This window comes from Promicromonospora sp. NPDC057138 (genome assembly GCF_042670845.1).
Classification (GTDB): Bacteria; Actinomycetota; Actinomycetes; order Actinomycetales; family Cellulomonadaceae; genus Promicromonospora.
Map to the genome: position 1 here is coordinate 44,749 of NZ_JBHUUX010000036.1, position 10,889 is coordinate 55,637.

Consider the following 10,889-nt stretch of genomic DNA (forward strand, 5'->3'; position numbering starts at 1 on the left):
GGGGTCGACGACCGATTTGTTCAGGAACCTAGCAAGGTGGTTGATGGGCGTGCGTGAGGGATTCCCACACGAACGACCCGTACGGGTGCGGACGACGAGACCACGAGTGGCGCACCGCCGGGGACGGCGGCACGAGACGCAACATCAGCCAGGGCTGAGCTTCTCACCCAAACATCAGCGGAACGCACCTTCCGCTGATGTTTGCGGGGAGAACTCAGTTGTCGCTGGCTTTCCGCTGCGACAACAGAGGAGATTCCCCGCCACCGTAGGGCAGCATTCGACTTGACCCTCACACCGTGTCAGGCGGGAGAACTGGACTGTGTTGCCCATCGGAGCCTTCGCGCAGATCGGTCAGGTGACCCACCGCATGCTGCGGCACTGGGACACGGCCGGGCTGCTAGTTCCCGCCCACGTCGACGAGTTCACCGGCTACCGCTCGTACGACCCGTCACAGCTGGCCCGGCTGCACCGGATCGTGGCACTGCGCCAGCTCGGTTTCGGCCTCGACGACATCGCGGCCGCGCTGGCCGACGGCGTCGACACCGGTCGGCTGGCCGTGCTCCTGCGCGAACGCCTGGACGAGGTCGCTCGGGAGCACGCGCTGGCGACCGCGCGGCTGGCCGACGTCGGACGCAGGCTCCGGCTCATCGAAGAGGAGAAGACCATGTCCACCATCGAGATGATCACCAAGGACCTGCCGGCCGTCAGGCTGGCCATGCAGTCCACCATTGTCGCGGAGCAGCCGCAAGTGGCGTCCGTCGTCGGGCCGATGTTCGACGCCGTCGCGAACGCCCTCACTGACGCACACGGCCCAGGGATGCTGGAGGTCCCCATCGCCCAGTACGACATGGGCGAGGACGGCGTCAGCATCACCTGCGGATTCGAGTACGACGGCGAGCCACTGCCCGGCATCGAGATCGTCGAGCTGCCCGCCCAGCGGGTCGCGGCATGTGCCGTCCACCTGGGACCCATGGATGGGATCTCGAGAAGCTGGATGGCCCTGATGACCGAGGCGACGGAGCGCGGGCTCACGCCGTCAGGCCCCTGCCGCGAGCTGTACATCCGGGCCGAACGCGAGGACCAGGCCGACTGGGTCACCGAGCTGCAACAGCCCGTCACCCGCGCATGACCCCTTGGTTGTGGGCGTGATCGTGGCTCCTACGCGCCTGTTTTGGGCGCAACGATCCCGCCCACAACCAAGAGCGGGGTCAGGTGACGGCGCCCATGTGCCAGGGGATGAACTCCTCGGCGCCGATCTCCAGCTCCTCGCTGACCGTCCGCTCGCCGGACGCGACAGCAAGGATCCGGTCGAAGATCTGCCGGCCCACCTCGGCGACGGTGGCCGTGCCGTCGACGACGACGCCCGCGTTGATGTCCATGTCCTCGGACATCACCGAGTACATCGGGGTGTTCGTAGCCACCTTGATCGACGGCGTCGGGCGGCAGCCGAAGACCGAACCGCGCCCGGTCGTGAACACCACCACGTTAGCGCCGCCCGCCACCAGGCCCGTCACCGACACCGGGTCGTAGCCGGGTGTGTCCATGAACCCGAAGCCGCGCTCGGTGATCGGCTCGGCGTACTCGTAGACGGCGCCGAGGTCGGCCTGGCCGCCCTTGGCGACCGCCCCGAGGGACTTCTCGAGGATCGTGGTGAGGCCGCCGGCCTTGTTGCCCGGCGACGGGTTGTTGTCCAGCGTGCCGCCGCCCGCCGCGACGTAGCCGCGCCACCAGTCGATGCGGTCCAGCAGGCGCTGCGCCACCTCGGGCTTCACCGCGCGGGCCGTGAGCAGGTGCTCCGCGCCGTACACCTCGGGGGTCTCGGCCAGCACCGACGTCGCCCCATAGGCGACCAGGCGGTCCGAGGCCCAGCCCAGCGCGGGGTTGGCCGTGATGCCGGAGTAGCCGTCCGACCCGCCGCAGTTCAGGGCGAGCACCAGCTCCGACACGTCGCACTCGACGCGCTCGCGGGCGTTCACCAGCGGCAGCATCTCGCGGACTGCGGCAATGCCCGCCCGCACGGAGGCGCGTACGCCGCCGGCCTCCTGGATGGTCAGGCTCCGCACGAGGGTGTCGGCCGGGATGGCGGCCAGCAGGCCCTGTCTCGCGTCGTCGGGCGGCCCGAGAGTGGGCATCCCCAGGTCCGCGACCTGGCCCGAGCGGGACGAGAGCGCGGCGCCCGGCACCATCTCGCAGCCCAGCCCCAGCACGAGCAGGCCGGCCACGTTCGGGTGGGCGGCATACCCGCGCAGGGTGCGCAGCAGGATCTGGCCGCCCTCCGAGTCGGGCACCAGGCCGCAGCCCGACGTGTGCGTGAGGGCGATGACGCCGTCGACGTTCTCGAACTCGTCCAGGGCGGCGCCGCGGAACTGGTCGGCGATCATCTTCGCCGTCGACGCCGAGCAGTTCACGCTCGTCAGGATCGCCACGAAGTTGCGCGTGCCGACGCCGCCGTCGGCCCGCCGGTAACCGCGGAAGGTGGGGCGGGCGCCGTCGGGCAGCGGGAGCTCGGTGTGCGTGCCGCCCAGGGGCGCCTCGCGCGAGCCCTCCTCGAACCCGAGGTTGTGCGAGTGCACGTGGTCGCCCAAGGCGATGTCGGCGGTCGCGACCCCGATGACCTGCCCGTACTTGTGCACCCCAGCGCCCGCGGGAACGTCTCGTAGCGCGATCTTGTGGCCCCGCGGCACCGGCTGCCCGACGGCGACCCGGCCTGTCCCTGGGGCCGAGGCGGTATCGCCCGGCCTCAGGTCGCGGGTCGCGACGGCGACGTCGTCCCCCTCGCGCAGGACGAGCAGATCGACCTCTGACACGGGTACACCTCTCTATCGAACCTGTTTCACCCTACCGACCCCCCGACATGGTGAGTGCGGGGTATTTGCGGTCTGGAAGGCCCCAGCCCAACAAATACCCCGCACTCAACGGACCGGGGGTCAGTTGGCTGTGGCCGCCGTTACCTCGTCTATGAACTGGGTGGCCGCCTCGTCCGGGGTGATGCGCTCGAAGAGCACCTCGGTGTTGATGCGCTCCATGATGTCGGCGAGCTCGGCGGACCCGTTCGGCGGCAGCGGCGGGTTGTCGACGATCTCGTCCTCGATGTCCGCCATGAAGTCAGCGACCTTCTGCTCGGTGGGCGGCAGGTGCTCCAGGATCCCTTCGCGCACCTCGGTGTTCGCCGGCAGGCCACGGTCCGTCAGCATGATGTCGGCCGCCTCCTGCGAGTTCAGCAGGAAATCGACGAACTTCGCGCTGGCTTCCGGGTACGCGGTGTCCGCGGAGACCGAGTAGAACATCGCGGGCTTGTAGTACATGCCGGTGCGCTCGCCCTCGGTCTCGCCGGGCATCCGCAGCAGCTCGAGCTCGTGGCCGGACGACTCGGTCAGCGCGCCGAGCTGGTTGGTCCACCAGACGCCCATGGCGCCCTGGTTGGTCCCGAGCAGACCACCCTCGGGGCCGGCCGCCTGGTACTCGACGGTGCGTGCGGCGTCGGGCTGCCCGCCGCCTTCCATCAGGTCGAGGGAGACCTGGAAGAAGTCCGCGATGGTCTCCTCGGAGACGCCGAGCTCGCCCTCGGGCGTGAACAGCGTCTCGCCGCGCTGGCGCGCCATCACGTTGAGGCCGGCCTCGTTGAAGCCCTGGTCCTGCGTGCCCCAGACGCCGTCGCCGCCCTTCCCGACGGCGTTCGCCGTGGTGACGTAGTCCTCCCAGGTCCAGGTGGCGTCGTCCGGCACCTCGACGCCGGCGTCGGCGAAGAGCTCCGGGTCCGCGACGAGCGCGTAGGCGTTGATCCCGGTCGGGATGCCGTACTGCGTCCCGTCGATCTGGCCGCCGGCCAGGACGCCGTCGTCGATCTTGGACGTGTCGATCTCCAGCGAGTCCAGGTCGGCGAGCACGTTCTTCGACGAGTAGTCGGAGATGTAGCGCTCCTCCTGGGTGATGACGTCGGGGGTGTCGCCGGCGGCCACCGAGGTGGCCAGCTTGTCCCAGTAGCCGTCCCAGTCGGTGAAGTCCGGGACCACCGTGATGTCGGGGTTCTCCGCCTCGAACGCCTTGATGATCTCCTGCGTGGAGGCGTGGCGGGTGTCGGAGCCCCACCACGCGAACCGGATCTCGCAGGGGCACTCCTCCGCGGCGGTGGGCGACTCGTCGCCGCCCCCGCCGATGCCCGAGTCGCCGCCCGCGCAGGCGGCGAGGGTCAGTGCTACGGCCGCGATGCCCGCGGCCGAGGCGGCGAGGCGCTTGCCGCGCCTCGTGGTCAGTGCCTTGCCGGTGGTGCTCATGGGTTTCTCCTTCGGTGACGTTGACGTCGTTGTCGCATCGCGGGCGGAGCTCCGGGACCGCTACTTGATTCCGGTGGTCGCAATGCCCTTGACCAGGTACTTCTGTCCGAACAGGAAGGCGATGAAGACGGGTATCAGCGACACGATCGACATCGCGAACAGCGAGCCCCACGAGCTGTTGCCCGTGGAGTCGACGAAGGTGCGCAGAGCGATCGGCACGGTGTACATCTCCGGCCGGGTGAGGAAGATGAGCTGGCTGAAGAAGTCGTTCCAGGTCCAGATGAACGTGAAGATCGCAGTGGTGGCGAGGGCCGGCATCGACAGCGGCAGCAGGATCTGCAGGTAGATGCGCAGGTGGTTGGCGCCGTCGATGGTCGCCGCCTCGTCCAGCTCGCGCGGGATTCCCCGGAAGAACTGGACCATCAGGAAGATGAAGAACGCGTCGGTGGCCAGGATCTTCGGCACGATCAGCGGCAGGAACGTGTTGATCCACTCGAGCTGGGAGAACAGCACGTACTGCGGCACGATCACGACGTGGATCGGCAGCATGATCGACATCAGCATGATCGCGAACCACAGCCGCTTGCCCCGGAACTCGAGCCGCGCGAACGCGTACGCCGCCAGGGAGCAGGACAGCAGGTTGCCGAGCACCGACCCGAGCACCACGAGCGCCGAGTTGATCAGGTAGTGGCTGAACGGGTGCAGCAGAGCGTTCCACCCGTCCGTGTAGTTGGACAGGTCGATGTCGGTCGGGATGAGCCCGGGCTCACGGAAGATCAGCGCGTTCGGCTTGAACGAGCTCGCCAGCATCCAGAGCAGCGGGTACAGCATCACGAAGCCGAAGGCGATCAGGCCGGCGTGCTTGAGCACGCTGCCGATCCTGGCGCGCAGGTGCCGGCCCCGTGGCCGGACGGTCGGACGGCGGTCCTCGGGTGCGGTTCGCTTCTCGCCGTCGGACGGCGGTGGCACTGCCGTCGGCGTCGCGGTCCGGGTGGGAGTGGAGGCGTCAGTCATCGTAGAAGACCCAGTACTTGGAGGCGACGAAGTTGACGACGGTCATGCCGCCGATGATCAGCAGCAGGAACCAGGCCATCGCCGACGCGTAGCCCATCTCCAGGGAGCCGAACCCCTTGAGGTAGAGGTACAGCGTGTAGAGCAGCGTCGAGTCCGAGGGGCCGCCGTTGCCGCCGCTCACGACGAAGGCCCTGGTGAAGGACTGGAACGCCTCGATGAGCTGCAGCACGAGGTTGAAGAAGATGATCGGCGTCAGCAGCGGCACCGTGATGCTGCGGAACTGCCGCCACCGGGAGGCGCCGTCGATCGAGGCCGCCTCGTAGTACATCTGCGGGATCTGCCGCAGGCCCGCCAGGAAGATCACCATGGGCGCGCCGAACGTCCAGACGTTGAGCGCCATGAGGGTGCCGAGCGCGTAGTCCGGGTGCGACACCCAGCCCTGGCCCTGCACGCCGAAGAGCGCCAGGACCTGGTTGACCAGGCCGTCCGCGCCGAAGATCTGGCGCCACAGGATCGCGATCGCCACCGAGCCGCCGAGCAGCGAGGGCAGGTAGTAGACCGAGCGGTACAGGGCGAGCCCGCGCATGCCCTTGTCGAGCAGCAGCGCCAGGCCGAGGGCCGCGGCGAGCTGCAGCGGCACCGACACGAACACGTAGGTGAACGTGACGCCGAGGGACTTCAGGAACCGCGGGTCGTCGAACATCCGCGTGTAGTTCTCGAGGCCCACCCACTGGGGCGCCGAGAGCAGGTCGTAGTCCGTGAACGACAGGTACAGCGACGCGCCCATGGGACCGGCGGTGATGAGCGCGAGCCCCACGAACCAGGGCGCGAGGAAGAACAGCGCCCAGCGCCCGTCGCCCTTCCTCCGTGGGCTGACGCTCTTCTTGGTGTGGGAGAGCTCCTGGATCACTGACATGGGCTCACCCCCGCGCTGGCGGGCGGGGGCTCGGACCGCCTGGCGGGCGGGGGCTCGGACCGCCAAGGTCCGGGCTCGCGGTTCGGGTGGCGCATCGCGTTCGTCCTCCGGATCGTCGTCGATCCCCGGTCACCTCGGTGAGAAACCGGTCTCTGGTGGAGGAACGTACCATATGAGGAACCGGTTTCCCATGGTGTACGGTCACATCGGGAAACCGGTACCGCCCGACGTCGCGCCACGGCGCGGGAGATCGCCCAGGCGGACCGGTCAGTGACGGACGGAGAGCACATGGTCAGCGGCAGCGCCGGGGGCACGGGTCAGCGCGCAGGTCAGCGCCGTGTCACGGCCACGATCGGGGATGTCGCGACGGCGGCCGGGGTCTCGCGGGCCACCGTCTCCCGCGTCATGAACGGGCGCAGCACCGTCGACGCCACGATCGCCGAGCGCGTGCGCGGCGCCGCGGCGTCGCTGAGCTACCGGCCCAGCAACGCCGCGCGCAGCCTCGCGCTCGGCCGCACCCAGACGGTGGCGCTCGTCGTGCCTGACCTGGGAAATCCCGTGTTCCAGCAGATCCTGCGCGGCGTCATGGACGGCGCCGCCGAGGACGGCTACCGCGTGCTCGTCGCGGACACGGTCGAGGACGATCAGCAGGAGGGCGCCATCGCCCTGGAGGCGCGCATGCGCTGCGACGCCCTGGTGCTCGTTTCGCCCCGCATCGGGGACGCCGAGCTGAGCGCGCTCATCGCCGATGTCGAGCCCGTCGTCCTGGTCAACCGGGAGACCGGCGGCGCGGCGCCCAGCCTCGTCGTGGACTACGAGGACGGCGCGCTCCAGGTCGTCGAGCACCTGGTGGCCCTCGGCCACCGCCGGATCGTCTACCTCGGCGGGCCCGTGCGGAGCGCCTCCGACGAGCTGCGCCGCGCCGGCCTCGCCCGCGCCCGGAAGCAGCACGCGGACCTGGAGGTCCTCGACCTGCCCGCCGGGCCGGACATCCAGGCCGGCCACGCCGCCGCGCCCGCCGTCCTGGCGACCCGCGCCACCGCCGCGGTGGCCTTCAACGACCTGGTCGCGTTCGGCCTGCTCGCGGGCCTGAACGAGGCAGGGGTCGCCGTGCCCGCCGACATCTCAGTGGCCGGTTTCGACGACATCGAACTGTCTCGCTACGCCACACCCGCGCTGACGACTGTCGCGGTGCCGCAGGCCGAGCTCGGCCGACACGCCTGGAGGGAGCTGCACGCCGTGATCGACGACGACGCCCACCCCGCAAGCTCTGCCCGATTCACGCCCAGCCTGGAGGTGCGCGGCAGCACCGGGCCGGTGCCGCAGGGGCCGGAACGCGTGCACATCACGGACGACGACGGCGCCGTCGTCGTCGTCGGGCGGGAGGAGATACCGACCGTGCCGCCCACGGCACCGCCCACGTGGTCCGTCCCCGCCGACCCCGAGGCCGACGCCGTCGTGCTGACCGTCGGCGACGGGCTGGAGCTGGTCCGCCGCGACGCCGGCGACCGCATGCCGAAGGTGCACGCCCGGCGCCCCTACCTGCACCCCGTGCACACCCTGGGCGGCGTGCCGCTCACCGACGTGAGCCCGGTGGACCACCGGCACCACTACGGCGTCGGTATCGCCGTCCCGGACGTGAACGGCACGAGCCACTGGGGCGGCCGTACCTTCATCGAGGACGTCGGCCCGACGCTGCTGAAGAACCACGGCCGGCAGACCTCTCAGGGCATCCGCGTGGAGGCCGCGACCTCGGTGTCCGGTGCCAGGTCGGGCGCCGGGGCCGACGAGGTGCTGGTCGAGGACGTGCTGTGGTCCGACGAGCACGGCGACCCGCAGCTCCGCGAGGAGCGCCGCGTCACCGCCCGCCTGCTCCCCCAGATCCCGGGTTCCGACGCCGCGCCTGGCTGGATCCTCGACTGGCGTTCCACCCTGCACGCCGACCACGGCCCCCTGGAGATCCGCTCGCCCGCCACCAACGGCCGGCCGGGCGCCGGCTACGGCGGCCTGTTCTGGCGTCTGCCGATCGCCGAGAGCACCAAGGTCCTGTCGGCGGCGGGCACCGGCGAGCGCCGGGCGCACGGCAGCACGTCGCCGTGGGTCGCGTTCGTGCAGCGGCAGGGCGGCCGGTCCACTACGCTCCTGCTGGTGCAGCCGAGCCAGGTCCGACCGTGGTTCTTGCGTAGTGCCGAGTACCCCGGCGCCGGCCCCGCGCTCGCGTGGGACTCCCCGCTGCTCGTGCCTGACGGCGGCGCCGTGCAGCTCGACCTCGTCGCCGTGCTGCTCGACAGCGCGCTCACCGGCACGGCGGCCGCAGCGCTGGCCGCGAACCTCACCGACGGGGGCGGACGATGAGCCTGCCGAAGGTGGCGGTCGTCGGCGTCCACGGTCACGGCGGCTCCCACCTGCGCGCCGTCGCGGACCTCGAGGAGAAGGGGCTCGCGCGGCTGAGCGCCGTCGTCGACCCGCGGGAACCCGACGACGCCCCGGCGTCCTGGTTCGCGAGCCTCGGCGACCTGCTCTCGGCCGACGCCGATGCGCTGCCCGACGTCGTCGTGCTCTCCACGCCGATCCACACGCACCTGCCGCTCGCTCGCGCCGCGATGGAGGCGGGCATCGACGTCCTGCTGGAGAAGCCGACCAGCGCGTCCCTCGCGGAGCACGCGGAGCTCGTCGCCGTCGCCGAGCGGACCGGGCGGCTGTGCCAGGTCGGGTTCCAGACCTTCGGGTCGCACGCGCTGCCCGCCGTCGCCGACATGATCGCGCGCGGCGAGGTGGGGCAGGTGACCGGCATCGGCGCCGTCGGGACGTGGGTCCGCACCGCCGCCTACTGGGCGCGCTCGCCCTGGGCGGGACGGCGCCGGATGGGCGGTCGCGCGGTGGTCGACGGCGTGGTGACCAACCCGCTCGCGCACGCCGTCGCGACGGCGCTGTGGGTCGGCGGCGCCCGGGCCTCCACCGACGTCGCGTACGTGAACACCGACCTGTGGCGGGCCAACGCGATCGAGGCGGACGACACCTCGTCGCTGCGGGCCGTCGGCACGGACGGGACGCGGTACGGGTTCGGGCTGACGCTCTGCGCGGCACAACGCACTCCGGCGCGGGTGATCGTGCAGGGCACCGCCGGCGAGATCGAGCTGGAGTACGAGCACGACCTGGTGCGGCTGCGCACAGGACGAGTCGTCGCGGAGAAGCAGTACGGGCGCACCGGGCTGCTGGAGAACCTGCTGGTGGCGCGTTCGGCGGCGGGTTCCGGGGAGCGGCTCCTGTGCGACGTGCGGGACACCGGAGCGTTCATGCAGGTGCTCGAAGCCGTGCGCACGGCGGCCGATCCGGCGCCGATCGGGGACGCGTTCGTGGACTGGGTCGACGCCGACGACGCCCGGCACCCCGTGGTGCACGACGTCGCCGAGTGGTGCGAGCGGGCCGCCCGCGAGCAGCGCACGTTCACGGAGCTGGGCGCCCCGTGGACAGGCCGGAGCTAGCGCGCCCGTCCGTGGGAGGGTGCGTAGGTGTTGCCCGTCCTGACTGCCATCGGTTCCATGGCCTGCGTGGTCGCGCTCGGCTGGGTGATCCAGCGGACCGGCCTGCTGTCGGGCCGTAGCCTCCCTCGCGGGGTCGCGCGGGGCGGTTCCGGAGAGTCCGCCGACGGCGCCGGGGCCCGGCATACCCTCGCGACCCTGTCCTTCACGATCTGCGCGCCCGCGCTGATGTTCAGCACGCTCGCCTCGACGGACCTGGCGCACGTCCTCTCGCGCGGCGCCGTGGTCACCTGGGCAACGACCGCCGCGCTCGGCCTGGTCACCGCCGCGGTGGCGCGGTGGCTCCTCCGGCTGCCTGCCGGCCCTGCCGCCGTGACGACGCTCGCCGCCGTCTACGTCAACGCAGGGAACATCGGGATCCCGCTCGCCGTCTACCTGTTCGACGACGCGCTCGCCGTGGTGCCGACCCTGCTCTTCCAGCTGCTCGTGCTGGCGCCGCTGACCCTCTCCGTGCTCGACCGGTCGGTGGCGGCCGACGGGCGAGCGGCGCCGTCGGCCTGGCGGTCCGTGGGGCACGTGTTCCTCGCCGCGTTCCGGAACCCGATCACGCTCGGTACGGTCGCGGGCCTGCTGGTCGCGGTGCTGGGTGAGCTGACCGGCGGCCGGCTGCCCGACGTCGTCCTGATGCCGTTCGACCTGATCGGCGCCGCCGCGCCGCCGCTGGGACTGCTGATGTTCGGCATGACGCTCGCAGTGCCGCTGCCCCCGGCGGGCGGCTTCGGCGGCGGTGACGTCGATGGTGATCGCGACGTCGATGGCGACGGCAGCGGCGCGGGCGCGGGCCAGAGCCAGGGCCGCAGGCTGGTGGGCTCGGTGATCGCCGTCGCCGTCCTGGTGCGCAACGTCCTGCACCCGCTGGCTGCGTGGGGGCTGGGGATCGCGGTGGGCCTCGACGCGCCGGCCCTCGCCGTCGTCGTCACGATGGCGGCGCTGCCCACGGCCGTGAACGTGACCACGTACGCGACGCGGTACGGCGTGTTCGACGGCGTCTCCGCGCGCGCGACGGTCTGGACGACGGCGCTGTGCGTGCCCGTCCTGGTGGTCGTCGGCGCGCTCCTGGCGTGACGCGCCCGCGCGCCTGCCGTAGCCGGTCTTTGGTTGTGGGCGTGATCGTTGCGCCTAAGTGCCCGTCTTAGGCGCAAC

At 71.2% G+C, this 10,889-nt stretch carries 8 protein-coding genes; 4 read left to right on the plus strand and 4 right to left on the minus strand.

Translation table 11 applies throughout. The annotated features are described in order from the left end of the window. Positions 1 to 319: 319 nt before the first annotated feature. Positions 320 to 1,129: a MerR family transcriptional regulator gene (locus ACFT2C_RS18650; RefSeq protein ID WP_377208565.1), complete on the plus strand. Its 810-nt coding sequence runs from the start codon at positions 320 to 322 to the stop codon at positions 1,127 to 1,129. Between the two features lie 79 nt (positions 1,130 to 1,208). Here ACFT2C_RS18650 and ACFT2C_RS18655 read toward each other — a convergent pair whose 3' ends face one another. The 4 genes from ACFT2C_RS18655 to ACFT2C_RS18670 all read right to left on the minus strand — a co-directional run bounded on the left by ACFT2C_RS18655 (position 1,209) and on the right by ACFT2C_RS18670 (position 6,204). Then, entirely contained in the window at positions 1,209 to 2,807 is a 1,599-nt protein-coding gene (locus ACFT2C_RS18655; RefSeq protein WP_377208566.1) for a UxaA family hydrolase, read from the minus strand. Between the two features lie 120 nt (positions 2,808 to 2,927). Next, positions 2,928 to 4,274, minus strand: coding sequence for an ABC transporter substrate-binding protein (locus ACFT2C_RS18660; RefSeq protein WP_377208567.1), 1,347 nt, complete (start codon positions 4,272 to 4,274; stop codon positions 2,928 to 2,930). A 60-nt stretch (positions 4,275 to 4,334) separates the two neighbouring features. Further along, complete coding sequence (locus ACFT2C_RS18665) at positions 4,335 to 5,288, minus strand: carbohydrate ABC transporter permease (RefSeq protein WP_377208568.1); 954 nt, start codon at positions 5,286 to 5,288, stop codon at positions 4,335 to 4,337. After that, positions 5,281 to 6,204, minus strand: a complete 924-nt coding sequence (locus ACFT2C_RS18670) for a carbohydrate ABC transporter permease (RefSeq protein ID WP_377208569.1) — start codon at positions 6,202 to 6,204, stop codon at positions 5,281 to 5,283. Before ACFT2C_RS18670 ends, ACFT2C_RS18665 begins: the two co-directional genes overlap by 8 nt. 288 nt (positions 6,205 to 6,492) lie before the next feature. Here ACFT2C_RS18670 and ACFT2C_RS18675 point away from each other — a divergent pair, with 288 nt between their 5' ends. Genes ACFT2C_RS18675 through ACFT2C_RS18685 form a run of 3 tightly spaced genes read left to right on the plus strand, consistent with a single transcriptional unit; the run spans position 6,493 to position 10,811 of the window. Then, complete coding sequence (locus tag ACFT2C_RS18675; RefSeq protein WP_377208570.1) at positions 6,493 to 8,559, plus strand: DUF6807 family protein; 2,067 nt, start codon at positions 6,493 to 6,495, stop codon at positions 8,557 to 8,559. Next, on the plus strand, positions 8,556 to 9,689 hold the full coding sequence (locus ACFT2C_RS18680; protein WP_377208571.1) for a Gfo/Idh/MocA family protein: 1,134 nt from the start codon (positions 8,556 to 8,558) through the stop codon (positions 9,687 to 9,689). The genes ACFT2C_RS18675 and ACFT2C_RS18680 overlap by 4 nt, the downstream gene beginning before the upstream one ends. A 30-nt stretch (positions 9,690 to 9,719) precedes the next feature. Further along, entirely contained in the window at positions 9,720 to 10,811 is a 1,092-nt protein-coding gene (locus tag ACFT2C_RS18685) for an AEC family transporter (RefSeq protein ID WP_377208572.1), read from the plus strand. Positions 10,812 to 10,889 lie beyond the last annotated feature (78 nt).

Excerpts from the sequence above, each read along its gene's own strand:
- ACFT2C_RS18670 (WP_377208569.1), bottom strand. The coding sequence starts at position 6,204 with ATGTCAGTGATCCAGGAGCTCTCCCACACCAAGAAGAGCGTCAGCCCA.
- ACFT2C_RS18675 (WP_377208570.1), top strand. The coding sequence starts at position 6,493 with ATGGTCAGCGGCAGCGCCGGGGGCACGGGTCAGCGCGCAGGTCAGCGC.
- ACFT2C_RS18665 (WP_377208568.1), bottom strand. The coding sequence starts at position 5,288 with ATGACTGACGCCTCCACTCCCACCCGGACCGCGACGCCGACGGCAGTG.
- ACFT2C_RS18680 (WP_377208571.1), top strand. The coding sequence starts at position 8,556 with ATGAGCCTGCCGAAGGTGGCGGTCGTCGGCGTCCACGGTCACGGCGGC.
- ACFT2C_RS18660 (WP_377208567.1), bottom strand. The coding sequence starts at position 4,274 with ATGAGCACCACCGGCAAGGCACTGACCACGAGGCGCGGCAAGCGCCTC.